This is a genomic window from Phyllobacterium sp. 628 (genome assembly GCF_014189505.1).
Lineage (GTDB): Bacteria > Pseudomonadota > Alphaproteobacteria > Rhizobiales > Rhizobiaceae > Phyllobacterium.
In genome coordinates, this window is record NZ_CP050300.1 from 184,129 (window position 1) to 209,557 (window position 25,429).

Below are 25,429 nucleotides of genomic sequence, written 5' to 3' on the forward strand. Positions count from 1 at the left end.
CCGGTCAGGCCAGATGAAACAGGCGAACAAGATCGGACTGCACCGGCGAATCGTCCGGATTGGTCACCATGATATCGGCCATATGCGCCCACCACTTTTGCATCACCGGATGGGCAGGAAGGTCCTGCATTGTGTGTCCGTCCGGGCGCGTCAGCACGCCGAACAATGTATTCGTTTCACGGTCCAGATGGATTGAATAATCCTGCACACCAGCACCATGCAGCAGCACAACAAGCTCCGGCCAGATCGCATCATGACGCCGCTTGTATTCCTCTTCCATGCCCGGATTGAGCAGCATCTTGAACGCATATTTTTCCGGCGTGCTCATGCATGCTTCCTCTGCCGGAGCCGGCGAATGATGATCGGCAGCGTGATGGTGATGATCAGCAGCAAGCCAATGAAGATCGACATGACAATACCCGGGACATTAAGAAGGCCAAGGCCGAAAGTAACCAGCCCCATGACAAAGGCCGCAATGACAACGCCGCCAATAGTGCCGGAACCACCGAGAATGGAAATGCCGCCAAGAACCACCATGGTAACGATTTCAAGTTCCCAGCCCTGCGCAATCGACGGGCGGGTCGAACCAAGGCGGGACGTCAGGCAAACGGCAGCAATGCCGGACATAAGGCCTGTCATCAGGAACAGCGTAAACTTGATCCGCTCGACGCGAATGCCCGAGAACCGTGCGGCGAATTCATTGTTGCCGATGGCGTAGACACGCCGGCCGAAATTGGTGGAATGCAGCAGGACAGCAAAGAGGACAGCGAGCACCGCAAACAGGGCGAATTCAAACGAAATAACCCAAAAAACATAGCCCTGACCGAAATAGGCAAAGGATGCGGGATAGCCGCCATAGGCTTTGTCGCCGAGAACGATATAGGCGATGCCCCGAAACAGGCTCATCGTCCCGATGGTCACGACGATGGAGGGCAGGCGCAGGCCAGCCACCAGAATGCCATTGACCACACCGCAACCAAGGCCAACCGCTAGACCTATAGCCACCAATCCCGGCGTTCCCACACCGACTTGAGCAGCCGCACCCATGGCCGTTGACGCGAGCGCGATGATCGCCGCAACGGATAGATCAATCTCACCGGCAATGATCAACAACGCCATGGCAAAGGCGACCATCGCCTTTTCGGTGAAGTTGAACGTGGCGTCGGAGAGGTTCCAGGCATTAAGGAAATAGGGTGAGGCAAAGGAATTGGCGATGAAGATCAGAATTGCCACAACAAGCAGCAAGGCTTCCCAGCTGGCGAACAATCGCGTGGCGGATGTGCCAAGACGATCCGGAATGTGACGCTTTTCGCTGACGGCACTCATGCGATTCCCTCGATCTTTTCCGATGCGCCGCGATCCCGCAGAATGATACGTCCACGCCGCCGTTCCTGCCGCGCATTGAAGATGACAGCAGCGATGATAACGCCGCCTGAAATGGCCATTTGCGAGAATGGCGAAATATTGATGACCGGCAATGCGTTCTTGATCACACCGAGGAACAGTGAGCCGAGAACGGCACCAGCCACAGAACCGATACCGCCGAGTGTCGATATGCCCCCGATGACACAGGCGGCAACACTGTCGAGTTCGAATCCTGCGGCAATATCCACATAGGCAACTGCGTAGCGCGAAACCCAGAGATAGCCGCACAGACCAGCAAGAGTGCCAGAGATAACGAAGGCGAAGAAACGCGTACGGCCAACGTCGATACCGGCATAGACTGCAGCAGTGGGATTGCCGCCCGAAGCATAGATGGCACGGCCAAGAAAGGTGCGTGACATCACGATGTAAATGACGCCGACAATAACAATCGCTGTCCAGCCGAGAATGGGGAGGCCAAGAAACACTTGACGCGGTGTTTGCAGAAACGGCTCGGTCATCTGATGCGCGTTGACCCAGCCGCCACCGGACAACACGAATGCCATACCGCGATAAATTGTCAGCGTCCCCAAAGTCACCACGATGGAAGGAATGCCCAGCTTCCAGACAAACAGGCCATTAATGGCACCGAGAAGCGCGCCGATCCCAAGAGCGATCACCACGATGAATGCAAGGGGAAGACCGGGATGAGCGGCATTGAGCATGGCAACGGCCATGCCGGTAAAGGCGACGTTGGCAGCAACCGAAAGATCAATCGATTTGGTCAGGATCACCGTCATCTGGCCCAGGGCGAGGATGATCAGGATCGACGTATCGTTGAAGATGTTCGACAGGTTTGACGGGCTGGAAAAGCCGGGAGAACGTGAAGAGAAAACGCCGAGCAGAACGGCGATAATCACCACCAGCAGCATTTCGCGATACTTGAAAAGGTACTTGATCATCATCGCCTCATGCATTGCCGGTTGCGGCACGAACCAGCGTCTCGGCGCTGAGATCGGCACGTTCGAACAGGCCGGCGGATAGGCCTTCGCGCATCACCAGTACACGATCGGACATCCCCAGAATTTCCGGCAGTTCGGAAGAGACCATGATAATGCTCAGGCCTTCACCGGCGAGTTCACTGATAAATGCATGCACCGCAGCCTTCGAACCGATATCGATGCCCTTGGTCGGCTCGTCCAGAATGAGAATTTTCGGCTGTGTTGCCAGCCATTTGCCGATGACCACCTTCTGCTGATTGCCGCCTGAAAGCGTGCCGACGGGTACGGAAAGCGCAGCGGCGCGCAAGTCAAAACGTTCGGCATATTTCCGCGCCAGCGCCAGTTCTTCAGCGGCGCGCAGAAAGCCTGAACGCGAGGTGCGGCCAAGCGATGGCAGGGAGATGTTCTGATAGATTGGAAGCTGCAACACGGCACCGTGCCGCCCGCGTTCTTCCGGCACATAGACGATACCGGCATTGATCGCATCGCCGGGCGAGCGGATATCGAGCGCCTTGCCCTCCAGCGTAAGTTTGCCGGCTGAAGGCCGGGTTACACCAAACAGCGACTGGCAGATTTCCGAACGGCCGGCACCGACTAGTCCGTAAATGCCGAGGATTTCGCCTTTGCGTAGCTCAAACGAAATATCCCGGAACTCGGTCGGGTGGCTGTAGTTTTCCACTTTCAGCACGGTTTCACCCAGCGGAATATCAACCTTGGGGAAGGCATGTTCAATGGAACGGCCCACCATCAAACGAACGATGTCGTCCTGGCTGATATCGGCGAGTGTACCGCTGCCCACGGCCTTGCCATCACGAAACACCGCATAATTATCGGCAATTTCATAGACTTCATCAAACTTGTGACTGATGAAGAGAATAGCTTTGCCCTGTGATTTCAGGCGTTTCACAATCTGAAACAGGTCATCCACTTCTTTGCGCGACAAGGCTGCAGTCGGCTCGTCCATGATGACGATACGCGCATCAACCGAAAGGGCACGGGCAATGGCAACAAGGTGCCGCTGGGCGATGGACAGATCCTTGAGCCGGACACGCGGATCGATATTGCTCTCAAGCGAATGGAGAAGGGCCAGCGCACGGGCATTGACGCCCTTCCAGTTGACCAGACCAAGCGTGGTCTTCGGCGCGTGGCCAATAAATATATTCTCGGCCACCGATAATTCATCAAACAAAACAGTTTCCTGATGAATGGCCGTAACGCCATGATGGATAGCATCCTGCGCATTGGCAAACACGACCGGCTTGCCGTCGATATGGATCTCGCCTTCATCCGACTGATAGATTCCGGTCAAGATTTTAACGAGTGTCGACTTTCCGGCGCCGTTTTCACCGATCAGCGCGGTGACCTGACCTGCAAAAATCTCGATATTGACCTCGTTCAGGGCCTTCACCCCAGGGAACGATTTGGAGATCGCCCGCATTTCCAGAATCGGGCTTACGGACGGAAGCTCAGCGAGGGCGGCATGGGTCATGGGCGTACCAATGGGTTAAAAAATGCCCGGCAGGAACTCTGCCGGGCTTTGAGGCCATGTTGCCGGATCAGAAAATCTTCGAGAACTGATCGATGTTCTTGGAGTCATAGACGAATGGGTCTGCCATGGCAGCTTCACCATTGTCGCCAATCTTGATTTTGCCCATACGGCCCGCATTGATCTCGCTGCCAGCCTTGCCGTCCGTTTCACCCTTGACCAGGCGATAGGCAATTTCGGTTGCGGAATAACCAAGATCGATCGGGTTCCAGATGGCAAACTCCTTCGTTGCACCGGACTTGATCGCGCCGGCCATTTCCGATGGGAGACCAAGGCCCGTTACAAAGACAGTGCCAATCTTCTTGGCATCGGCGACAGCCTGCGATGCAGCCAGTACGCCGACGGTGGTGGGTGCAACAATGACCTTCACATTCGGCTGTGAGGTCAAGAGCCCCTGTGCTTCGCGGTAGCTCTTGTCAGCAAGATCATCACCATAAACGGTCGTCACGAGATTAAGACCGGGGAAGTTCGGCAGTTGCTTCTTCATTTCGGCAATCCAGGTATTCTGGTTTGTCGATGTCGTGGTTGCCGAGAGAATGGCGAAATCACCCTTGCCGTCAGGCAGATGGGCAGCAGCAAGCTGCAGACACATTTTGCCAATGAGTTCATTGGATGACGGATTGAGATGAACGATGCGGCCGTCCTTGGCCACGGCCGAATCCCACGAGATGACCTTGATGCCGCGGGCCATGGCTTTCTTGAGAGCCGGCACAACTGCATCCGGGTCGTTGGCGGAAATCGCAATGGCGTTGACGTTCTGTGCGATCAGCGCGTTGATGACTTCGATCTGGCCTTCCGCCGTGGTCGAGGTTGGTCCGGTATAGATGACCTCCACGCCGCCCAGTTCTTTTGCTGCTTCCTGCGCGCCTTTATTGGCCGCTTCAAAGAAGCCATTGCCAAGCGATTTTGCCACGAGGCCAATCTTGATCGTTTCGGCCTGTGCCTGCGATGCGAGCATGGCAACGGCGAGCGCCGATCCCAATGCGAGTTTCTTCAACAGATTCATTTTTCATCCTCCCTAGATTAAAATTACACCGTTCCGGCGCTTTTGTTTTTATGCGACCGAAATGGAATCCTTTGCTTTGTCCTGAGCTCCCACTTTTGCGACGATCAACTCGACACCGGCATCCTCCACCATTTTCCGGTCGGCATCTGAAATTCCATCGTCAGTAATAATGGTCGCAACGCGCTGCAACGGGCACAAGATCAGGCTCGAGCGCCGCGCAAATTTGGTCGAATCGACCAGAAGCACCAGTTCGTCAGCCTGATTGATGAGCTTCTGCTCGCCCTGAATGATCAACGGATCGGATTCCATTGCGCCAAACGGCCCAACACCGACCGCACCCATGAACATGCGCTTGCCGTAGAAATTGCGGGTCACGTCATTGTCGAACGGCGAGAGGATCATGCTCTGCTCGCGATAGATCATGCCGCCCGGTATGATGACGGTGCTCTTGGAATTCTTCACCAGATGTTCGGCGATGGCGAACGAATTGGTCATGATCTGCAGGCGGCGCGTTGCCAGATAATGCACCATCTGGAATGTCGTCGTGCCGCCATTGAGGATGATCGCCTCACCATCGGCACACAGATTGACTGCCTCGCGGGCAATCGCACGCTTCTTGTTGATGTTCTCGGCCTCGGAGACCCGGAAAGGGCGGCCAGCCAATGCGGTCTGCTGTGGTGGATGAATGGCCTCGGCACCGCCACGCACACGGCGCAACTTGCCGGCAAGATGCAGCGAAGCGATATCCCGACGGATCGTTGCTTCCGACGCTTCCGTCAGTTCGGCAATGTCCTGAATGGTGATGAACGGCTTTTCCTGAACAGCGCTCAGGATAATTCGTTGACGCTCACGTTCGTGCATTTCTCTCCTCCACTCCCGTCAAACATTGCGCAAAATTGTGAATGATGTCAATCAACTTCAATCAAATAATTTCATGTGCACTGCACAATCGACAATTTATGATCGAATTTGATCGTTTATGATTGACAACAATTCGTCGCCTGCTTCATATCTAGTGAAAATTCACATGGCTGGGGATTCATTGCCTGGCCATCAGATGACGTATCGGGAGGCATATATGGCAGACAAGGTCCAACTTCTGGATAATCGTTGGGATGACCAGATAGCGGCGGGGCTGGATGAGCCCGGCAAGCTGCTCTATCGCTCCAATCTGCTGGGTGCCGACAAGCGCATCACCAATTACGGCGGCGGCAATACTTCGGCGAAAGTATCGGAAACCGATCCGCTGACGGGCAAGTCTGTGGAGGTGCTGTGGGTCAAGGGATCGGGCGGTGATGTCGGCACGATCAAGCTTGATGGTTTTGCCACGCTCTACATGGAAAAGCTGGAATCACTCAAATCCATCTATAAGGGTATTGACGACGAAGACCGCATGGTCGGCTTTCTGCCGCATTGCACCTTCAATCTCAACAGCCGCGCGGCCTCTATCGATACGCCGCTGCATGGTTTCGTGCCCTTCAGGCATGTCGATCATATGCATCCCGATGCTATTATTGCCATTGCCGCTTCGAAGAACTCGCGCGAACTGACCAAGGAAATTTTTGGCGATGCAATCGGCTGGCTGCCATGGCGCCGTCCCGGCTTTCAGCTTGGTCTCGATCTCGGCGCCTATGTGGCTGCTCACCCGAACTCCAAGGGCGTGGTGCTTGAAAGTCACGGTCTCTTCACCTGGGCCGACGATGCCAAGGATTGCTACGAACTGACGCTTGATATCATCAACAAGGCGATCGTCTGGTTCGACAGCAAGACCGCAGGCAAGATTGCATTTGGCGGAGAAATTGCGCGGAGCCTCGATGCATCGAGCCGACGCGCCATCGCGGCAAAGCTCATGCCGGAAATTCGCGGCAAGATCGGCGTTTCCGAGCGCAAGCTAGGGCATTTCGACGATCAACCGGCTGTGCTTGAATTCGTCAATTCCAAAGATTTGCACCCGCTGGCCGCGTTGGGCACCAGCTGCCCGGATCACTTTTTGCGTACCAAGATCCGTCCGCTGGTTCTCGATCTTGATCCGGCCAACCCTGATGCAACCATCGAAACACTCGATGCGGCATTGGAAGCTTACCGTGCCGATTACGCGCGCTATTATAATGATTGCAAGCACGCCAACTCGCCCGCCATGCGCGATCCCAATCCGGTGATTTTCCTGATCCCCGGCGTCGGCATGTTGTCCTTTGCCAAGGACAAGGCGACGGCGCGCATTGCCGGAGAATTCTATGTCAACGCGATCAATGTCATGCGCGGTGCATCATCGGTTTCCGAATATCAGGGACTGCCCGAACAGGAAGCCTTTGACATCGAATACTGGCTGCTCGAGGAAGCAAAGCTGCAGCGCATGCCCAAGCCGAAATCACTGGCTGGACGCGTGGCATTTGTCACGGGCGGTGCAGGCGGCATCGGCCGTGCAACAGCGGAGCGGCTGCTGGGGCAGGGTGCTTGCGTGGTTCTTGCCGATATCGATACGGACGCGCTGAAGACCGCCAATGCCGATTTTGCGCAGCGCTACAGTGCTGACGCGGTGCGCAGCGTCCAGCTGAATGTCACGGATGAAACCGCTGTCATCGCGAGTTTCGCCGAAGCATCCGTTGAGTTTGGCGGCATCGATATTCTTGTTTCCAATGCCGGCATTGCCTCCTCGGCGCCAATCGAGACCACCGATCTTGCCATGTGGAACCGCAACATGGACATTCTGGCAACAGGCTATTTCCTTGTCTCGCGCGAAGCGTTCCGGTTGTTCCGGCGGCAGACGATTGGCGGCAATGTCGTGTTCGTGGCGTCCAAGAATGGCCTTGCCGCTTCACCCAATGCCAGTGCCTATTGCGCGGCCAAGGCGGCGGAAATTCATCTGGCCCGCTGTCTGGCGCTGGAGGGCGCAGAAGCCGGTATCCGTGTGAACACGGTCAATCCCGATGCTGTTCTGCGCGGCTCGAAAATCTGGAACGGCGAATGGCGTGAACAGCGTGCCGCCTCGTCCAATCTGCAGGTGGAGGAACTTGAAGAGCATTATCGCAAGCGCTCGCTGCTCAAGCTCAACGTGCTGCCGGAGGACATCGCCGAGGCCATTTATTTCCTCGCTTCCGACGCCTCGGCCAAATCGACGGGCAATATTATCAATGTCGATGCTGGCAACGTGCAAAGCTTCACGCGATAAGAATAGTCCTGGGAGGACATCATGGTTGAACTGCACATATCCGGCGAACTGATCGCGGCGGAAAACGACAAGCTTGCTGCGACACACAAGAGCGATTTCGAAGCGCTTGGTGCACATCTCGCCCGCCGCAACATTGATATTGAAAGCATTACCAGCAAGGTCGCCGAATTCTTCGTGGCGGTGCCCTCATGGGGCGTGGGTACAGGCGGAACGCGCTTTGCCCGGTTTCCCGGCCAAGGCGAACCGCGCGGTATTTTTGACAAGCTCGATGATTGCTCTGTCATCAATCAACTGTCACGCGCCACACCCAATGTGTCCCTGCACATCCCGTGGGACAACGCTGACCCGAAACAGTTGAAAGCCCATGCCGACGCGCTCGGTCTTGGCTTCGATGCGATGAATTCCAATACCTTTTCCGATGCACCGGATCAGGCGCATTCCTACAAGTATGGCTCGCTCAGCCACGTGGATGCGGCCACACGCAAGCAGGCCATTGAACACAACATTGAATGTATCGAGATCGGCAATGCGATCGGGTCAAAAGCCCTGACGGTATGGATTGGCGACGGCTCAAATTTTCCGGGTCAAAGCAATTTTGCCAGATCATTCGAGCGCTATCTCGGCGCCATGGCGGAAATCTACAAGGCACTGCCGGACGACTGGCGCATTTTTTCCGAACACAAGATGTTCGAGCCCGCGTTTTATTCCACCGTGGTTCAGGATTGGGGCACAAACTATCTGATCGCCCAGACTTTGGGACCAAAGGCTTTTTGTCTGGTCGACCTCGGTCATCATGCACCAAACACCAATATCGAGATGATTGTCTCGCGGTTGATCCAGTTCAAGAAACTTGGCGGCTTCCATTTCAATGATTCCAAATATGGCGATGATGATCTCGATGCAGGCTCCATCGATCCGTACCGATTGTTCCTCGTGTTCAATGAATTGGTGGAGGCGGAAGAACGCGGCGTCGAAAACTTTCATCCGGCGCATATGATCGACCAGTCGCACAATGTGACCGACCCCATTGAAAGCCTGATTTCCAGCGCCAATGAGATCCGCCGGGCCTACGCGCAAGCACTGCTGGTTGACCGCGCAGCACTTGGCGCGTCTCAGGAGAGCAATGATGCGCTCATCGCGTCAGATACGTTGAAGCGGGCATACCGTACCGATGCCGAACCCATTCTGGCGGAAGCACGCCGAAGGGCTGGTGGTGCCATCGACCCGATTGCTGCCTACAGAGCCAGCGGCTACCGGCAAAAGGTCGGGAAAATACGGCCAGCCAGCACAGGCGGCAGTGGCGGTATTATCTGACCGCATTGCCTTCAACCAACCCCATCAAGGCAGCGCCACCGCGCTGCCTTTTTCTTTTTGTTTGACAGCGTCCGACTCATTTGATCTTATTCTACTATAAAACACTATATATCATAATAATAGAATAACGAAGGGGAATGTCATGAAATCACTGAAACTCGCACTCCTATTGGGTTCTGCGCTGATCGCCCTTAGCCCGTCGGCCTTTGCCCAGACCAAAGGCGGCGTCATCAATGTCGCCACCATCGGTGAACCGCCAACGCTCGACGCGATGGCCTCGACCGCTGATCTGGTCGGCATCGTTTCGCAGCACATTTTCGAAACCCTTTATACGTTCGATGAAAATTGGAATCCGGCACCACTGCTCGCAGCCAGCCTCCCGGACATTTCCGCTGACGGCAAAATCTACACGATCAAACTGCGCACCGGCGTCAAATTCCACGATGGTACGGATATGGATTCGGCAGACGTTGTCGCCTCGCTGAAGCGGTGGACGCAGATCGCATCGCGCGGCAAACAGGTCGCATCGCTGATTACATCCATTGATGCCGTGGATGCGTCCACAGTCCGCATCACGCTCAATGCTCCCCATGCACCGCTGCTGTCGCTGCTGGCATTCAACAATGCCGCAGCGATCATTCTCCCAAGCGAAAAGCAGCAGAACCCGATGACCGAACCCGTCGGCACCGGGCCTTACAAGCTGAAGGAACGCAAAGCCGATCAATATATCCAGCTCGTGCGCTTCGATGACTACAAGTCACCGGAAGGACGCGAAAACGGCTATGGCGGCGCACGTCATCAGTACCTCGATGAAATCCGCTTCGTTCCAGTTCCCGATGCCAATACCCGCGTCGAAGGTGCCCTCTCAGGCCAGTTCGATTATGCAGACAGCGTGCCGGTGGAGGCCTATGGCCGGTTGAAGGGTCAGAAAGCCACAGAGCCAGTCCTGCTGAAGCCATTCGGCTGGCCGGTCTTTGTCCTCAACACGGCGCAAGGCCTGACCAAGAACCAGGATATGCGCCTGGCGATCCGCGCATCGCTGAATATGGAAGACATGCTGGCCGCAGCCTTTGGCAGCACGGATTTCTATTCGCTCAACGGTTCGTTCTATCCGGCTTCCTATAGTTGGGCGACTGATGCCGGCGTTCAGGATGCCTATAATGTTGGCGATCCTGAAAAAGCGGCGGCACTCCTCAAAAAGGCCGGCTATGACGGCAAGCCGGTACGCATTCTCACCAGCCGCCAGTACGAGTTCCACTACAAAATGGCGCAGGTTGCCGCTGAATATCTGAAAGCTGCAGGAATTGCCGTTGAGTTGCAGGTGGTCGACTGGGCAACTCTGACCCAGCGCCGCGCCGATCCGGCGCTTTGGGATATCTATATCAGCCACAGCCCGTTCCTGCCGGAGCCCGCTCTGATTGGGGCACTTTCGACCAGCGCGCCGGGCAATTGGGATACACCGGCCCGCAAGGTGGCAGTCGATGCCTTCAATGCCGAGACGGACCCGAAGAAACGCATCGCCCTGTGGGCGGAAGTCCAGAAGGTGATCTATGCAGAAGCTCCGATCATCAAGATCGGCGATTTCAACGCGCTGTCGGCGAAATCTCCCAAGCTGGAAGGTTTCACACCGGCACCATGGCCCTATTTCTGGAACGTGTCGCTCAAAGAGTAATCTGAACTGACCCGGCGCGGACGGCCAAAACCGTCCGCTGCCAGTCCCATCTGTCCATGCCTCGTGTAGTCAGGATCGAACCGACCTTATGCTTCGTTACATCTTCCAACGCTTTATCGGCATGATTGTCGTGATGTTTCTGGTGGTGACCATCGTGTTCATCATCGTGCGCGTCACACCCGGCGATCCTGCTGCCGTCATGCTCGGACCGGAAGCAACCGCTGCCGACATCGCGCAGTTGCGCACAGCGCTGGGGCTCGACCAGTCGATTATCGTGCAATATGTCTACTTCATCGGCCAGTTGCTGCAGGGCGATCTCGGCCGTTCGATCTTTCTCGATCAACCGGTTCTGACCGCATTGGCGCAACGCGCCGAACCGACCTTCTTTCTCACAATCTTCTCCATCCTGATCGCCAGCATCATTGCCATTCCGATCGGTGTCTACGCGGCGTATAGACGGGGCTCGATCTTCGATCAGGCGGCGACAGCGCTTGCCATGCTTGCTGCCAGTATTCCCAGCTTCTGGCTCGGTTTGATCCTGATGCAGGTCTTTGCGGTGCGCTTCGGCATTTTCCCGGTTTCCGGCTATGGCGGACCGGACACGACGCTGGGCGAACGGCTTTACCATCTGGTGCTGCCAGCCTTTGCGCTCGGTATTGTCTCCTCCGCTCTGATCATGCGCTTTACCCGCGCCTCGATGCTGGATGTGCTGGGGGATGACTATATCCGCACCGCCCGCGCCAAGGGTGTTGAAGAGCGCAGCGTGGTGCTCAAACATGCTTTCAAGAATGCCCTGATCCCGATCCTCACCGTTATTGGCCTGACCGCTGCCGTGCTCATATCCGGCGCTGTGGTGACGGAAACCGTGTTCGGTCTTCCCGGGGTTGGCAATCTGGTTGTGTCGGCTGTGCTGCGCCGCGATTATCCGGTCATTCAGGGGGCACTGCTCGTCATTGCCGGGCTCTACGTCATCATCAATTTCGCCATCGACATGCTCTATCTCGTCGTTGATCCAAGGGTGCGCTACTGATGTCAGACATTGCCACAACCGCTCCCCTCAGCGAACGCAGCAAGTTCTTCCGCGTTCTCATCCGCCGCAAGACCGTGCTCTTCGGTCTGATCGTTCTCGCGATCTTCATTGCATTGGCCGTTCTTGCACCACTGATTGCGCCTTATGCCCCCAATAAGCTCTCGATCATCAACCGGCTGAAACCACCGAGCGCCCAGTGGATATTCGGCACCGATGAATTCGGCCGCGATGTATTTTCCCGCACGATCTACTCGGCCCGACTGTCGCTGCTCGTTGGTTTCGCCGTGGTGGTCCTGGCATCGCTTATCGGTGTCACGATGGGCATTCTTGCGGGATTCTTCCACAGGCTCGATGCCCCGATTACCCGCCTGATCGATGCGATGATGGCCTTTCCGGATATCCTGCTTGCAATCGCTCTGGTCGCAGCGCTTGGACCTTCGCTCACCACCGTCATTATCGCGCTCAGTATCGTCTACGCACCCCGGCTGGCCCGTGTCGTGCGTGCCTCGACGCTGGTGATCCGCGAATTGCCCTATGTGGAAGCGGCGCATGCGCTGGGTATTTCGACACCGCATATTCTGACGCGCCACATCCTGCGCAATCTTCTGTCGCCTATCCTGGTTCAGGGCACACTCCTGTTTGCCCACGCCATGCTGGCAGAGGCTGGTCTGTCCTTCCTTGGGCTTGGTGTCAGTCCCGAAGTGCCCACATGGGGCACAATGATTGCCGCCGGCCGCCAATATGTCGGTCAGGCCGACTGGATGACCCTGTTTCCCGGCATTGCCATCGTGCTCTCCGTTCTCTCACTGCAAATGGTCGGCGATGGTTTTCGCGACCTCCTAGACCCCCGCCTCAGAAAGGATCTCTGATCATGCCTGCCCCATCCGCAACCGACGGTCCATTGCTGCTGACCAATGTCAAACCGGTTGCTTTCGGCCCCAATACGCCCTCCGGCACTATCGACATTCTGATCAATGCTGACGGCAAGATCGCCGAATTCGGCCCATCGTTGAATATTCCCGGCGATATCCGCAGGCGCGATATGAAGGGCGCCTGGATTTCCCCCGGCTGGACCGATCTTCATGCGCATGTCTGGCATGGGGGCACGGATATTTCCGTCCGCCCGCAGTTGTGCGGCGTTGAACGCGGCGTGACCACCATTGTCGACGCGGGTTCAGCCGGCGAAGCGAATTTCCATGGTCTGCGCGAATACATCATCGAACCGGCGCGGGAACGCATCAAAGCCTTCCTGAACCTCGGTTCGATTGGCCTTGTCGCCTGCAACCGCGTCAGCGAACTCAGCGATATCCGCTCTATCGATCTCGACCGCACAGTCGCCTGCGTCAATGAAAACCGCGATCATATTGTCGGCCTGAAGGTGCGCGCCAGCCACGTCATCACCGGTTCATGGGGTGTCACACCGGTCAAGGTTGGCAAGAAGGTCGCAAAAATCCTCAAAATTCCAATGATGGTGCATGTGGGCGAACCGCCCGCGCTCTATGAGGAAGTGCTCGAGATTTTGGGACCGGGCGATATCATCACCCATTGCTTCAACGGCAAAGTCGGCAGCAGCATCATCGAAGACGAAGATCTCTTCGAACTGGCCGAGCGTTGCGCGGGTGAGGGCATCCGGCTCGACATCGGTCATGGCGGTGCCTCCTTCTCCTTCCGTGTGGCGGAAGTGGCGATCAAGCGCGGCCTGTTGCCATTCTCGATCTCAACCGACATTCATCTGCACAGCCTGAACTATTCGGTCTGGGACCTTGGCACGACCATGTCGAAGCTTCTCAGCGTCGGCATGCCATTCGACAAGGTTGTTGAAGCCGTCACGCTGTCACCCGCATCCGCAATCGGGCTGCCAACAGACAATCTGTTGCAGGTGGGCAAGCCGGCGGAGTTCACGATATTCGAGCTGGTTGACGCAGACCTCAGCGTTATCGACTCGCTGGGCGATGAAGCCACGCTCGACAAGCTGTTCGAGCCGCGCATGGTTGTCCTTGGCACAGAAACCATAGCGGCCAGCCGCTATCAGCCGGTGAACCCTGAGCGGGTCAACCACCGTCATACCCATTCGCACCGGTAAGGAGTTCGCGTGAGCCATTTAACCAGTCCAGCAATTGATGCTGGCACATCCCCTTACGACAGGTTGAAAGAGCTGGGTATCGTTCTGCCGCCAGCACCGCGTCCGATTGCCAATTTCGTCACGCATATTCAGGAGGGCAACATGCTCTACCTCTCAGGGCAGGGCCCGCGTGAGGATGACGGTTTCATGCATACAGGCAAGGTGGGTGACACCGTCAGTGTTGAGGATGCCTATAAACATGCCAGGCTCACAGGCATCAACCTGCTGGCCGTGCTGCAAACGGCATTGGGGGATTTAACCCGCGTGAAACAGATCGTGAAGCTGCTGGGGATGGTGAATGCCGCCCCGGATTTCGCCGATCATCCCTCCGTTATCAACGGGTGCTCCGATCTGCTGATCGACGTGTTCGGCGATGCGGGACAACATGCCCGGTCAGCCGTTGGCTTCGGCTCGTTGCCGGGCAACATAACAGTGGAAATCGAGGCGATTGTCGCTTTGAAGGATTAGGAATGACTGCGCCAGCCCATCACCGTTTCGATCCGTTCAGCAGAGGCCTTGACCTCGGCCGTATAACGCTCGGGATTATCGGCGATCTTCTGTTCGGGAAGAACAATGGAGATGGTGGCAACGCATGTGCCTTTGTCGTCACAAACCGGCGAGGCAACACAAGCAACCGCATAGTCGGATTCGCCCGCCTGAATGGAGATGCGCGATTCCAGCGCTTCTCCCGCAGCCTTGGACAGGGCCGACGGTTCAATTACCGCACGGCCGGTCGGCGAGGATTTGGCACAGCGCTTGAACAGTTCCAGCCGTTCGGTTTCCGGCAGATGGCCAACAAGCAGACGGCCGGATGCGGTCCAGTTCAACGGAACGCGCGTGCCGACACGCGAGGTGACATGGAAATGGCCGGGACCATCGGCCATGGCCAGCACCATCATGTGATCGCCGTCCCGGCCGCACACCTGCACGGTTTCGCCCGAAACACGGCTCAGATTGTGCATCTCGTGATTGGCAACATCGAGAAAATCCAGCGAGCGGGCATAGGCAAGACCATAATGGTAAAGCCGCGCCCCGAGCCAGACGGTGCCATCGCTGTTGCGGGACAGAAGGTTCTTTTCGACCAGATCGTCAATGATCACATACACGGTGGAAAGCGGCGCACCAATCGCTTTGGCAATGCCGTAAACCCCGGCCGGGCTGCCCGTTTCGTACAAATGGTCGAGAACCTGCAAGGCGCGATCAATACCGCTGACACGCGAACGGCGGGCCACTGTTTCCGGCTGTTCGGCTTTTTCAAAAGCGGGAGTTGCACCCATGTCTGATATCTTTGCGTCCACGTTCAGGCTCCTGGCAGGATCGATTGGTCTTCACACAGCTTATTACATTATAATGGCATACGTGCCTAGCAAATGGAATACGTTGCACACAGCAACATTTCGAGGAGAATAGCATGACCGACTCTCACACCCCGGATGATATCCGCGAAACGCTCGGGCTGCGACCCGTTATCAACGTCTCCGGGACGATGACGTCGCTGGGCGCTTCAATCGTGGTCCCGGAAGCTGTTGCCGCCATGACGGCAATCCTGCCTCAGTTCGTTGAGGTCAATGACCTGCAGAAGAAGTCAAGCCCCGTTATTGCCCGGCTAACCGGCGGCGAAGCAGGTTTTGTTACCGCTTCCTGTTCCGCCGGCATCACCCTTGCGGTTGCAGCCGCCATGACCGGCAATGATCTTGCCGCCATCGAACGCTTGCCTGACACTACCGGCTTGAAGGATGAGGTCATTATCCAGATGGGACAAGTGGTCAGCTATGGCGCACCGGTGGATCAGGGTATCCGTCTTGCCGGTGCCAAGGCTGTTCTGGTTGGGCAGGCGACGTCCTGTTACCCCTATCATCTGCACGGTGCGATCAACGAACGTACCGCCGCTGCCGTGTTCGTTGTCTCGCATCATACGGTTCAATACGGCCTTGTTGCCCTGAAGAAGTTCGCTGAAGTCTGCCATGCCCGCGGCGTGCCTGTTATCGTTGATGCCGCCTCGGAATATGATCTGAAAATCTTCCTCGAACAGGGCGCTGACATTGCGCTTTATTCTTCCCACAAATTCCTTGGCGGCCCGACCGGCGGTATCGTCGCCGGAAGCAAGGAATTCGTCCGCAACACCTTCCTGCAGAACATGGGCATTGGCCGTGGCATGAAGGTGGGCAAGGAAAGCATCCTTGGAACCATCGCGGCGCTCGAAGCGTGGGAAAAGCGCGACCATGCCGGTATTCGCGAAAGAGAAACCGGCTACCTCAATCTCTGGCAGCAGACACTTACCGGCAAGCCGGGGGTGACCACGGTTATCGAGCCTGATCCAACGCACAATCCGCTTGATCGCATTCGCGTGAATATCGACCCGCAGGCGGCGCATATCAGTGCGTGGGATCTCGCCGATGCATTGGCGCAGGGCTCACGCCCGGTGATCGTAAGAGATCACGAGGTCGAGCACGGTTACTTCTATATGGACCCATGCAATCTGCATCCCGGCGAAGAAACCATCGTTGCCAGCCGTCTGGTTGAAGAACTGGGTAAGGCGCGGACCTCGAACGAGATCATCTCGACGCCCGTGGAAAATCGCTACAACCGCCGGATCGCCGGTCTCATGCGCTGGCCCGATTAGGACCAGACGACTGTCACCATCTGCCTGCGGAAAGGATGTCTACCCATGGAAAATCGTCAGTCTTCTCGTCCAAACAGCCGGGGCAATCCGTTTGCACCTGTACTGTCCGTGTCCGGCCTGACGACATCCTTCCAGTCCGACGGCAAATGGCGGCCGGTAGTGCGCAATGTTTCGTTCGATGTGGAGGCCGGAGAGACGGTGGCTATCGTTGGTGAATCCGGCTCCGGCAAAAGCGTCACATCCCTGTCGATCATGCGGCTGTTGCAAAAGGACAAGAGCCGCATCGAAGGCAAGATCCTGCTCGGTGGCAAAGATATTCTGGCGCTTCCCGAAAACCAGATGCGTGCCGTGCGCGGCAATGACGTCGCCATGATTTTTCAGGAACCGATGACCAGCCTCAACCCGCTGTTCACCGTGGGCCAGCAGATCAGCGAAGCCTTGCTCTGCCATTCCTCCATGTCGCGCGCGGAAGCAAAGGCCGAGACCATCCGGCTGCTGGAAAAGGTTCGCATTCCGGCCGCCAAGTCGCGTTTCGACGAATATCCGCATCGCTTTTCCGGCGGCATGCGCCAGCGTGTCATGATTGCCATGGCGCTGGCCAGCAAACCGAAACTGCTGATCGCGGATGAGCCGACAACGGCGCTTGATGTGACGATTCAAGGCCAGATTCTGGATCTGATCAAACTGCTGCAGGAAGAGGAGGGCACTTCTGTCCTCTTCATCACCCACGATATGGGTGTCGTGGCTGAAATCGCTGACCGCACGGTCGTGATGTACAATGGCGAGGCGGTTGAAACCGGCAAGACCGAAGATATTTTTGCGCGACCGGAACATCCCTATACGCGCTCGCTTCTGTCGGCCGTGCCTATTCTCGGATCGATGAAGGGCCTCAAGCGTCCGCTGCGCTTTCCGGTTGTTGATCGCGCAACCGGAACATCCGATGTTCCCGTAGAAACCGCCGATACCGTCAAGTCAGAAGCCAAGCCACTGCTTGAGGTGAAGAACCTCACCACGCGTTTCAACATCCATTCCGGCATGTTCGGTCAGCTTGAAGGCCGTGTGCATGCGGTGGAAAACTTGTCCTTTACACTGCAGCCGGGCGAAACCCTGTCGCTGGTCGGCGAATCCGGTTGCGGCAAGTCTACAACCGGACGCTCCATCATGCGGCTGGTACAGCCGCAGAGCGGTGAAGTTCTTCTCAATGGAGAAGATGTCCTTACAATGGAGCCAAAACGTCTGCGTGACATGCGCCGCACCATGCAAATGATCTTTCAGGATCCATTTGCCAGCCTCAACCCGCGCATCCCTGTCGGTGCGGCCATTGCCGAACCCTATCTTGAACACAGACTGGGAACACGGGCACAGGCCCGGGACCGCGTCGCCGACCTGCTGGAGCGCGTGGGACTGACGGCGGATATGGCGAGCCGTTATCCGCATGAATTTTCTGGTGGGCAGAGACAGCGCGTCTGCATTGCCCGTGCTTTGGCACTCGATCCCAAGCTGATCGTGGCTGACGAATCCGTTTCGGCGCTCGATGTATCCATCAAGGCGCAGGTGATCAATCTGCTGCTCGACCTGCAAGCCAGTCTCAATCTGGCCTATCTGTTCATCTCGCACGATATCGCCGTTGTTGAGCGCGTCAGCCACCGGATCGCCGTCATGTATCTTGGCGAAATCGTCGAGATCGGCTCGCGCGCGGCAATCTTTGAAAATCCGCAGCACCCCTATACGCGCAAACTGATTTCAGCGGTCCCGGTTCCCGATCCATCGCGGCGCGGCGTCAAGCGGCCTGTCTCCAACGATGAGATCAAGAGCCCGGTCCGCACACCGGATTTCATCGTGCCGGTGCGCCAGTACAATGAAGTCTCGGCTGGCCATCTGGTTCAGATACAATAGGGATCACGGCAGCTGTCCGCCGTGATCCGATTTGCAGTTACTTGGACTTCTTTGAACCGACAAGTTCGTCCCACTTGCGGAAAGCGATGACCATCTTGTCAGGCTTGAGCGGCAGTTCAATTAGATTGTTGGCAATCAATCCGGCATATTCTTCACGCCCGAACTGTTTGATCACATCCTGACTGTGCTGCGGTGCCATCGACAGAGGCACGTTCTTTACCGCCGGACCGGGATAGAGATAGCCTTCATCATAGGAATAAGCCTGCGCCTTCGGTGTCAGCAGAAACGCCATCAGGTCGAGGACCACGGCTGCCTTGTCATCGGCAATGCCTTTCGGCATGCACATGAAGAAGGCGTCCGATACCCAATGGAAGCCTTTGAGCGTCCCGATCTTTGCGGTTTCCGGTACGATGCCCAGCGCCCGTGGATTGATATCCCAGCCCGTGGTGCTGATGATGATATCCCGTGACCCTTCACCGAATTCCTTCATTGTCGCGCCGGTACCAGCCGGGTAGTAGTCTATGTACTGACCAAGATCGGCGAGATAGGCCCAGGTCTTGTCCCAGCCATTGACCGGATCCTGCGGGTCTTTGTCACCAAGAATGTAGGGAAGCCCCATCATGAATGTGCGGCCGGGACCGGAATTGGTCGGGCGGGCATACATGAACCGTCCGGGATTTTCCTTGGCCCAGGCCAGCAGTTCTTCAGCGCTCGCCGGAACTTTTTTCACCCGCTCCGGGTCATATTCGATCAAGGGGCCGGATGGATAGTAGTTGACCACCACGCCAAAGCCATCGCCCTGTGCCTTGTGCAGAGCCAAAGCAGCGGGCTCATAATTCTCTTCGATGCCCGGAAACTTGTCGGCAAAATCCGGCAGGATTTTCAGCCAGGTTTCATTGGCAAGTCCAGCCGCCAGTCCGTCACTGCCGGTGAGCACGATGTCGATATCAACCCGGCCCGCGCTTTGCTGTGCCTTGAGCTTCCCTGCCAGTTCTGTCACCGGTGCCTTGGTGAAGATGATACGTGAGGCCCGTTCCGGATAGGCCTTGGCGTATTCTTCGAAGGCAGGCTGCATCAGTGCCAAAGCACCACCAACATCCATGACGGTGACAACGACCGGGGCGGCGGGGAGGGCAGGAGACTTGGCCCACGTGCTCGTCATACCCGCCACCACCGAAGCGCTCATCCCGCCAAGCACCACCCGGCGGTTTATTCGAAACTGATCATTTCCCATGTAAATTCCCCTTATTGTTCTTAGATATTTCAGGCGTAATGTCTGCTCTCACTGCCGGTACGGACACGGCGGACGGTCATTGCGTCAGACCATTCAATTTCCGTATCGGGCAGCGTGATATTGTGGGCATGAAGGACGGGGGCGAGCGCATCAAGCAGCCGCGTTGAGGCCATTTCGACGGCCTGATCAAAACGCGCAATGCCCCAGCGGACCAGATTGCGCACGGCACCATCAAGACACAGCGACGAACCAGCCAGGCCAATTGTACCGGGCAGGCGAACGGTCCCGTCTTCAGACCGTTCAATCCGCATTCCGGCAAAGTCATAAGTACCGGCCGCAACGGCCGCAGCAGCGACGGCATCAGTCACCAGCGCCGACCGTTCGAAACCCTTGGCCCGTATCAGTGATTTCAATGCCTTGGGTGGAAGGTGAATGCCATCGGCAATGAATGTGGCCAGCAGCCGGTCTTCGCCAAGCTGGGCAAACAGCGGATTATCCAGCTTCGCCATGACCTGTGGAATACCATTGCCAAGATGCGTCGACATGGTTGCACCTGCCGTTGCGGCGACATCGACCATGGCAAAATCGGCTGAGGAATGGCCAATCGACACCAGAACATTCCGGGCTTTCATTGCGCGAATGAAATCAAGGCCACCGGATATTTCCGGCGCAACGGTCACCAGCAGAATGGGGCGTTTCAGCAAAGCCTGCAGGCGGCTAACCAACGCCGGATCGGCGGCGGTCATGGCCCCTGCCGGGTGGCAGCCGGAAAAGCCCTGTGCCGGATTGAGAAACGGTCCTTCCAAATGATATCCCGGACACATAAGAGACCCGAGTCGGCTCGCTTCAATGCATTCGTCCAGCACGGAAAACCGCGCTTCCAGCTCGTCGGGATAGGCCGTGATGATGGTCGGCAGGCACGTTGTGACGCCCGTCGCCAGCATCGCTTCCAGCGCATAATCGAGCGCATCGGGCGTCAGATCGGCGGAGTTAAAATCCACACCGGCAAAACCATTGACCTGAATATCGACGAGCCCCGCTGTCATCATGACAGTTTCGATGCGGAATCTGGATCAAGCAGCATGATTGTTTGCGGATGGGTCTGAATGATCGAAGCCGGGTGGCGCGGATCGACTGCGCCCTCCATCGCATCCCTGACCGCCTGCGCCTTGCGTTCGTCGGGAACGGAAAGAATGATCAAACGGCTTTTCAATATCTGCCGGATGCTCATCGAAATGGCCTGCTGCGGCACGGCCTCAAGCGAGGGGAACCAGCCTTCGCCCATCTGCTGTTTGCGGCAGGCTTCATCCAGCGTCACGACGATATAGGGCTCGTCCGTGTCGAAATCGGCGGGCGGATCATTGAACGCCAGATGGCAGTTTTCGCCGATACCGGCAAAACACACGTCGATATCATGATCGGCGATCAAAGCGCCAAGGCGCTTGGCTTTCGCTTGCGGATCACGTTCGGCATTGACCGGATGAAAGGTCACCTTGCCGCCAAGCGGCACAATGAAACGTTCCTGCAGATATTTGCGGAAGCTGGCGGGATGGGTGATGTCCATGCCGACATATTCATCAAGATGGAATGCCGTCACCCGGGACCAGTCGATATCAGGCGCAGCAACAAGATTCTGCAGAAGTTCGAACTGGCTCGCTCCGGTCGCAACAATGATCGAAGCTTTGCCGTTAGCCACAATAGCCCTGCGAATAGCCGCAGCGCCAAGCTCGGCACCGGTCGCGCCCAAGGTCTGCTTGTCAGATAAAATACGCACGTCCACCATGGGCTTTACCAACCTTCTTGCATATGCTTTTCACCGTAGGCGCCATTGTAAGCATAGCTGTCCATGGCTTCGCAAGGTATTTTAGAATAATATTGTTCTAAAATAAGAATAGGGTTGTTTCCGCATGCTTCTGACCATCGACGAGACGCGCTATGACGACGCCCATCAGCGTGATTGTGCCCGCGTCATTGCACTGATTTCCGCTGGCAATCAGCATTCCCGTCCGGGCATTGCCGAACTGCTCGAAATGACATCGACCACCACGTCAAAAGTTGTTGGAGATCTCATTGCTCGTGGTCTGCTGGTGGAAAAAGCCGGTGAAAAAAGCGGGCGCGGCCGACCCGCTATCCAGATTGCCCTCAATTCCGGGCGGCTTGGTGCCACGGTCATCCACATCTCCAGCCGGGCCCTGCGCGGCATAGTCGTGGATTTCGGCGGCAATATTCTTGAGCGTCAAAGCCTCGATATCCCAACAGGTGCGAACGCCGATCAGATGACATCCGCGATGCGGGGACTTGTCGAATCCCTCAAAGCCAGACTGCCTGATGGTATGCAGCATCTCGGCACGTCGGTTTCTGTATCTGGCGTTGTCGATGTGCAAAGCAAGACATGGCTGCTAACCTCCCGCTGGCCCAACATTCGCGATTTCGACATTGCCGCCGCGCTTGAACCGGTAACGCCTGCGGTGTTTGTTTGCCGCCATCTTGATGCAGAACTGAATGCCCGCACCTTGCAGGATCCGGTCTATGGCACCGACAATACGCTGCTACTGCATTGGGGCTGGGGTATCGGCCTTGCCTATAGCGTCAATGGTGACCCGTTTATTCGCGCCGGTGGTCCATTCGGTGAAATCGGCCACTGGCGTTTCAACCTTTTGGAAGACCGGCCCTGCGGTTGCGGCAATTATGGCTGTCTCGAAACAGCGGCATCGCTCTGGGCGCTGCTGCCGCAGATGCGCGAAATCTGGCCGGACCTGTCGGAGGATGAGGAAGTGCTGGCAGGACAGATGGCTGAACGGCCCTTGATCGATATGCCCGATATCCAGACAGCATTAAAGCTCACAGCACGTTCGCTGGCGAATGTCTGCCGTCTGCTTTTCCCCAAGCGGGTGATCATGACCGGGCCATTCGTTGCCAATTCAGATGTCTGGCAGGCATTCGAAATGGCCTTCCGCGCTGAAGGGTTGATCGGAACGCTCGACCTGCCGGTACTGATAGCCGACAAATCCAGCGAGGAATTCGCCATTCTTGGCGCTGTCCGGCCACTGCTCAATCTGGGGCTTGAGACATTCATCCGATCGTGAGATGACACTGCCTGCGAATATTCGATTGCGCGCAACAGCCACGGCCCGCCGCCGGTAGCACAAAGCAGGACACCACACGGATCATGACACAGCAATTCATCGATCACCTTTCGACAGAGCTGAAGGGTTTGAAGGAGGCGGGACTTTACAAGTCGGAGCGCATCATCACCTCCAAGCAGGCCGGACGGATTGAAGTATCGGGCGGCGCCAAGGTTCTGAATTTCTGCGCCAATAATTATCTCGGCCTTGCCGACAATGAGGAACTGGCCGAAGCTGGCAAAGCTGCCCTCGACCGTTATGGCTACGGCATGGCTTCCGTGCGCTTCATCTGCGGCACGCAGGAAGAGCACAAACAGCTGGAAGCGCGGATTTCCAGCTTCCTTGGCCTTGAAGACACGATTCTTTATTCCAGCTGCTTTGATGCCAATGGCGGTCTGTTCGAGACACTGCTCGGCGAGGACGATGCGATCATCTCCGACGCGTTGAACCATGCATCGATCATCGACGGCGTGCGTCTGTCCAAGGCCAAGCGCTTCCGCTATGCCAACAATGACATGGCTGCGCTGGAAGAAGAGCTGAAGAAGGCGGAAGGCAGCCGCTTCAAGCTCATCGCCACCGACGGTGTGTTCTCCATGGACGGCATTATCGCCAACCTGCAGGGTGTCTGTGATTTGGCTGAAAAATATGGCGCGATGGTCATGGTCGATGACAGCCATGCGGTTGGTTTCGTCGGCAAACATGGCCGCGGGTCCGCCGAACATTGCGGCGTCGAAGGCCGTATTGATATCATCACCGGCACACTCGGCAAGGCACTTGGCGGCGCATCAGGCGGCTATACATCAGGGAAAACCGAAGTTATCGATTGGCTGCGCCAGCGTTCACGGCCCTATCTCTTCTCCAATACGCTCGCACCGGTCATTGCGGCAGCGTCGCTTAAAGTTTTTGACCTGATCGACAATGGCGCCGACCTGCGCGCACGGCTCAGCGCCAATGCCACGCATTTCCGCCGCGACATGACCAAGCTCGGCTTTACCCTTGCCGGTGCCGATCATCCGATCATTCCCGTCATGCTGGGTGAAGCCACGCTCGCACAGGAAATGGCATCACGCATGCTGGAAAAAGGCGTCTACGTCGTCGGCTTCGCTTTCCCGGTCGTACCGAAAGGTCAGGCCCGCATCCGCACCCAAATGTCCGCTGCCCACACAACCGAAGATGTCGCCCGTGCTATAGACGTCTTTGCCGAAGTGGGTCGTGATCTCGGCATTATCAAATAGGAACAAAACCATGTCGAACATGATGAAGGCACTGGTAAAGGCAAAAGCGGAACCGGGCATCTGGATGGAAAGGGTTCCTGTTCCGGAGCCCGGCGCCAATGATGTGCTGATCCGGGTCAAGAAGTCCGCAATCTGCGGGACGGACGTTCACATTTACAATTGGGATCAGTGGGCACAGGCAACAATTCCGGTGCCGATGGTCGTGGGCCATGAATTTTGCGGCGAGATCGCTGAAATCGGCTCGGCCGTGACCAAATATAAGGTCGGCCAGCGCGTTTCCGGCGAAGGCCACATTGTCTGCGGGACATGCCGCAATTGCCGGGCGGGCAGGGGGCATCTCTGCCGTAATACACTGGGTGTCGGCGTGCATCGTCCGGGTTCGTTCGGCGAATATGTCTGCATTCCCGAAAGCAATGTCGTGCCGATTCCGGATGATATTTCCGATGAAATCGCTGCGATCTTTGATCCGTTCGGCAATGCCGTTCATACTGCCCTGAGTTTCGATCTGGTTGGCGAGGATGTCCTCGTAACCGGTGCAGGTCCTATCGGCATCATGGGCGCCATGGTTGCCAAGCGCTCCGGCGCACGCAAAGTGGTGATTACTGATATCAATCCGTCACGCCTCGCACTCGCCAAGAAGATGGGTATCGATCACGTGGTCGATGCATCGAAGGAAAATCTGACCGATGTCATGCGCCAGATCGGCATGACCGAAGGGTTCGACGTGGGTCTTGAAATGTCCGGCGCGGCACCAGCTTTCCGTGACATGATCGACAAGATGAACAATGGCGGCAAGATTGCCATTCTCGGCATTGCGCCGACCGGCTTCGAGATTGACTGGAACAAGGTCATCTTCAAGATGCTCAACCTGAAGGGCATTTACGGCCGCGAAATGTTCGAAACCTGGTACAAGATGATTGCCTTTGTGCAGGGTGGTCTCGATCTGAGCGAGATCATTACCCATCGCCTGCCGATTGATGATTTCCAGACCGGATTTGATGCCATGCGCGCGGGCAGCTCCGGCAAGGTGGTTCTCAGCTGGCACTAATTATGTGCCGGTTTCGCAATGACGCCATTTCATGGCGTCATAATCG

The 25,429-nt window shown here is 56.6% G+C and carries 22 protein-coding genes; 12 read left to right on the top strand and 10 right to left on the bottom strand.

Annotated features, from left to right (window positions below):
• Nucleotides 1–4: 4 nt before the first annotated feature.
• The 6 genes from rhaM to HB779_RS00880 form a co-directional block, all read right to left on the bottom strand.
• Nucleotides 5–328 carry an L-rhamnose mutarotase gene (gene rhaM / locus HB779_RS00855; RefSeq protein WP_188342218.1) on the bottom strand — a complete coding sequence of 108 codons (324 nt, stop codon included), beginning with the start codon at nucleotides 326–328 and terminating at the stop codon, nucleotides 5–7.
• On the bottom strand, nucleotides 325–1,326 hold the full coding sequence (locus HB779_RS00860; protein ID WP_188342219.1) for an ABC transporter permease: 1,002 nt from the start codon (nucleotides 1,324–1,326) through the stop codon (nucleotides 325–327). The genes rhaM and HB779_RS00860 overlap by 4 nt, the downstream gene beginning before the upstream one ends.
• Nucleotides 1,323–2,321 carry an ABC transporter permease gene (locus tag HB779_RS00865; protein ID WP_371823843.1) on the bottom strand — a complete coding sequence of 333 codons (999 nt, stop codon included), beginning with the start codon at nucleotides 2,319–2,321 and terminating at the stop codon, nucleotides 1,323–1,325. Before HB779_RS00865 ends, HB779_RS00860 begins: the two co-directional genes overlap by 4 nt.
• A 10-nt stretch (nucleotides 2,322–2,331) precedes the next feature.
• The gene (locus tag HB779_RS00870; RefSeq protein WP_188342221.1) at nucleotides 2,332–3,852 is read right to left on the bottom strand and encodes a sugar ABC transporter ATP-binding protein; all 1,521 of its coding nucleotides are present in this window, start codon (nucleotides 3,850–3,852) and stop codon (nucleotides 2,332–2,334) included.
• 67 nt (nucleotides 3,853–3,919) lie between these two features.
• Complete coding sequence (rhaS, locus tag HB779_RS00875) at nucleotides 3,920–4,915, bottom strand: rhamnose ABC transporter substrate-binding protein (RefSeq protein ID WP_188342222.1); 996 nt, start codon at nucleotides 4,913–4,915, stop codon at nucleotides 3,920–3,922.
• 48 nt (nucleotides 4,916–4,963) lie between these two features.
• Complete coding sequence (locus tag HB779_RS00880) at nucleotides 4,964–5,776, bottom strand: DeoR/GlpR family DNA-binding transcription regulator (protein ID WP_188342223.1); 813 nt, start codon at nucleotides 5,774–5,776, stop codon at nucleotides 4,964–4,966.
• 217 nt (nucleotides 5,777–5,993) lie between these two features.
• Here HB779_RS00880 and HB779_RS00885 point away from each other — a divergent pair, with 217 nt between their 5' ends.
• The 7 genes from HB779_RS00885 to HB779_RS00915 all read left to right on the top strand — a co-directional run bounded on the left by HB779_RS00885 (nucleotide 5,994) and on the right by HB779_RS00915 (nucleotide 14,690).
• Nucleotides 5,994–8,084, top strand: a complete 2,091-nt coding sequence (locus HB779_RS00885; protein ID WP_188342224.1) for a bifunctional rhamnulose-1-phosphate aldolase/short-chain dehydrogenase — start codon at nucleotides 5,994–5,996, stop codon at nucleotides 8,082–8,084.
• Nucleotides 8,085–8,105: 21 nt separating this feature from the next.
• Entirely contained in the window at nucleotides 8,106–9,398 is a 1,293-nt protein-coding gene (rhaI, locus tag HB779_RS00890) for an L-rhamnose catabolism isomerase (protein WP_188342225.1), read from the top strand.
• Between the two features lie 142 nt (nucleotides 9,399–9,540).
• Entirely contained in the window at nucleotides 9,541–11,070 is a 1,530-nt protein-coding gene (locus HB779_RS00895) for an ABC transporter substrate-binding protein (RefSeq protein ID WP_188342226.1), read from the top strand.
• An 88-nt stretch (nucleotides 11,071–11,158) separates the two neighbouring features.
• Nucleotides 11,159–12,100, top strand: coding sequence for an ABC transporter permease (locus HB779_RS00900; RefSeq protein WP_188342227.1), 942 nt, complete (start codon nucleotides 11,159–11,161; stop codon nucleotides 12,098–12,100).
• A complete protein-coding gene (locus HB779_RS00905; RefSeq protein WP_188342228.1) occupies nucleotides 12,100–12,969 on the top strand; it encodes an ABC transporter permease in 870 nt (289 codons plus the stop codon). Before HB779_RS00900 ends, HB779_RS00905 begins: the two co-directional genes overlap by 1 nt.
• 2 nt (nucleotides 12,970–12,971) lie before the next feature.
• Nucleotides 12,972–14,183 (top strand): amidohydrolase/deacetylase family metallohydrolase, encoded by a 1,212-nt coding sequence (locus HB779_RS00910; protein ID WP_188342229.1) that lies wholly within the window; start codon nucleotides 12,972–12,974, stop codon nucleotides 14,181–14,183.
• 9 nt (nucleotides 14,184–14,192) lie between these two features.
• A complete protein-coding gene (locus tag HB779_RS00915; RefSeq protein WP_188342230.1) occupies nucleotides 14,193–14,690 on the top strand; it encodes a RidA family protein in 498 nt (165 codons plus the stop codon).
• On the opposite strand, the gene HB779_RS00920 is transcribed toward HB779_RS00915, so the two are convergent.
• On the bottom strand, nucleotides 14,687–15,499 hold the full coding sequence (locus HB779_RS00920) for an IclR family transcriptional regulator (protein WP_188342231.1): 813 nt from the start codon (nucleotides 15,497–15,499) through the stop codon (nucleotides 14,687–14,689). The genes HB779_RS00915 and HB779_RS00920 overlap by 4 nt on opposite strands.
• A 134-nt stretch (nucleotides 15,500–15,633) precedes the next feature.
• Between HB779_RS00920 and HB779_RS00925 the strand changes: the two genes are divergently transcribed.
• Nucleotides 15,634–16,845, top strand: coding sequence for an aminotransferase class V-fold PLP-dependent enzyme (locus tag HB779_RS00925; protein ID WP_188342232.1), 1,212 nt, complete (start codon nucleotides 15,634–15,636; stop codon nucleotides 16,843–16,845).
• A gap of 45 nt (nucleotides 16,846–16,890) precedes the next feature.
• A complete protein-coding gene (locus tag HB779_RS00930; RefSeq protein WP_188342233.1) occupies nucleotides 16,891–18,741 on the top strand; it encodes an ABC transporter ATP-binding protein in 1,851 nt (616 codons plus the stop codon).
• Nucleotides 18,742–18,778: 37 nt separating this feature from the next.
• Here the strand turns inward: HB779_RS00930 and HB779_RS00935 are convergent, their stop codons facing one another.
• The 3 genes from HB779_RS00935 to HB779_RS00945 are packed head-to-tail and all read right to left on the bottom strand — an operon-like array spanning nucleotide 18,779 to nucleotide 21,758.
• Nucleotides 18,779–19,975 (bottom strand): ABC transporter substrate-binding protein, encoded by a 1,197-nt coding sequence (locus tag HB779_RS00935; RefSeq protein WP_188342234.1) that lies wholly within the window; start codon nucleotides 19,973–19,975, stop codon nucleotides 18,779–18,781.
• Nucleotides 19,976–20,004: 29 nt separating this feature from the next.
• Nucleotides 20,005–21,024: an N-acetylglucosamine-6-phosphate deacetylase gene (locus HB779_RS00940; RefSeq protein WP_188342235.1), complete on the bottom strand. Its 1,020-nt coding sequence runs from the start codon at nucleotides 21,022–21,024 to the stop codon at nucleotides 20,005–20,007.
• Nucleotides 21,021–21,758: a glucosamine-6-phosphate deaminase gene (locus HB779_RS00945; protein ID WP_188342236.1), complete on the bottom strand. Its 738-nt coding sequence runs from the start codon at nucleotides 21,756–21,758 to the stop codon at nucleotides 21,021–21,023. Before HB779_RS00945 ends, HB779_RS00940 begins: the two co-directional genes overlap by 4 nt.
• Before the next feature lie 124 nt (nucleotides 21,759–21,882).
• On the opposite strand from HB779_RS00945, the gene HB779_RS00950 reads away from it, so the two are divergent.
• The 3 genes from HB779_RS00950 (at nucleotide 21,883) to tdh (ending at nucleotide 25,383) form a co-directional block, all read left to right on the top strand.
• Nucleotides 21,883–23,061: an ROK family transcriptional regulator gene (locus HB779_RS00950; RefSeq protein ID WP_188342237.1), complete on the top strand. Its 1,179-nt coding sequence runs from the start codon at nucleotides 21,883–21,885 to the stop codon at nucleotides 23,059–23,061.
• Between the two features lie 83 nt (nucleotides 23,062–23,144).
• Nucleotides 23,145–24,335 carry a glycine C-acetyltransferase gene (locus tag HB779_RS00955; protein ID WP_188342238.1) on the top strand — a complete coding sequence of 397 codons (1,191 nt, stop codon included), beginning with the start codon at nucleotides 23,145–23,147 and terminating at the stop codon, nucleotides 24,333–24,335.
• A gap of 10 nt (nucleotides 24,336–24,345) precedes the next feature.
• Nucleotides 24,346–25,383, top strand: a complete 1,038-nt coding sequence (gene tdh, locus HB779_RS00960; RefSeq protein ID WP_188342239.1) for an L-threonine 3-dehydrogenase — start codon at nucleotides 24,346–24,348, stop codon at nucleotides 25,381–25,383.
• Nucleotides 25,384–25,429 lie beyond the last annotated feature (46 nt).

Coding starts and splice junctions, on each gene's coding strand:
- HB779_RS00950 (WP_188342237.1), top strand. CDS start 21,883: ATGCTTCTGACCATCGACGAGACGCGCTATGACGACGCCCATCAGCGT.
- HB779_RS00925 (WP_188342232.1), top strand. CDS start 15,634: ATGACCGACTCTCACACCCCGGATGATATCCGCGAAACGCTCGGGCTG.
- HB779_RS00870 (WP_188342221.1), bottom strand. CDS start 3,852: ATGACCCATGCCGCCCTCGCTGAGCTTCCGTCCGTAAGCCCGATTCTG.
- HB779_RS00955 (WP_188342238.1), top strand. CDS start 23,145: ATGACACAGCAATTCATCGATCACCTTTCGACAGAGCTGAAGGGTTTG.
- tdh (WP_188342239.1), top strand. CDS start 24,346: ATGTCGAACATGATGAAGGCACTGGTAAAGGCAAAAGCGGAACCGGGC.
- HB779_RS00885 (WP_188342224.1), top strand. CDS start 5,994: ATGGCAGACAAGGTCCAACTTCTGGATAATCGTTGGGATGACCAGATA.
- HB779_RS00940 (WP_188342235.1), bottom strand. CDS start 21,024: ATGATGACAGCGGGGCTCGTCGATATTCAGGTCAATGGTTTTGCCGGT.
- rhaI (WP_188342225.1), top strand. CDS start 8,106: ATGGTTGAACTGCACATATCCGGCGAACTGATCGCGGCGGAAAACGAC.
- HB779_RS00895 (WP_188342226.1), top strand. CDS start 9,541: ATGAAATCACTGAAACTCGCACTCCTATTGGGTTCTGCGCTGATCGCC.
- HB779_RS00910 (WP_188342229.1), top strand. CDS start 12,972: ATGCCTGCCCCATCCGCAACCGACGGTCCATTGCTGCTGACCAATGTC.
- HB779_RS00900 (WP_188342227.1), top strand. CDS start 11,159: ATGCTTCGTTACATCTTCCAACGCTTTATCGGCATGATTGTCGTGATG.
- HB779_RS00860 (WP_188342219.1), bottom strand. CDS start 1,326: ATGAGTGCCGTCAGCGAAAAGCGTCACATTCCGGATCGTCTTGGCACA.
- HB779_RS00945 (WP_188342236.1), bottom strand. CDS start 21,758: ATGGTGGACGTGCGTATTTTATCTGACAAGCAGACCTTGGGCGCGACC.
- rhaS (WP_188342222.1), bottom strand. CDS start 4,915: ATGAATCTGTTGAAGAAACTCGCATTGGGATCGGCGCTCGCCGTTGCC.
- rhaM (WP_188342218.1), bottom strand. CDS start 328: ATGAGCACGCCGGAAAAATATGCGTTCAAGATGCTGCTCAATCCGGGC.
- HB779_RS00920 (WP_188342231.1), bottom strand. CDS start 15,499: ATGGGTGCAACTCCCGCTTTTGAAAAAGCCGAACAGCCGGAAACAGTG.
- HB779_RS00905 (WP_188342228.1), top strand. CDS start 12,100: ATGTCAGACATTGCCACAACCGCTCCCCTCAGCGAACGCAGCAAGTTC.
- HB779_RS00880 (WP_188342223.1), bottom strand. CDS start 5,776: ATGCACGAACGTGAGCGTCAACGAATTATCCTGAGCGCTGTTCAGGAA.
- HB779_RS00935 (WP_188342234.1), bottom strand. CDS start 19,975: ATGGGAAATGATCAGTTTCGAATAAACCGCCGGGTGGTGCTTGGCGGG.
- HB779_RS00930 (WP_188342233.1), top strand. CDS start 16,891: ATGGAAAATCGTCAGTCTTCTCGTCCAAACAGCCGGGGCAATCCGTTT.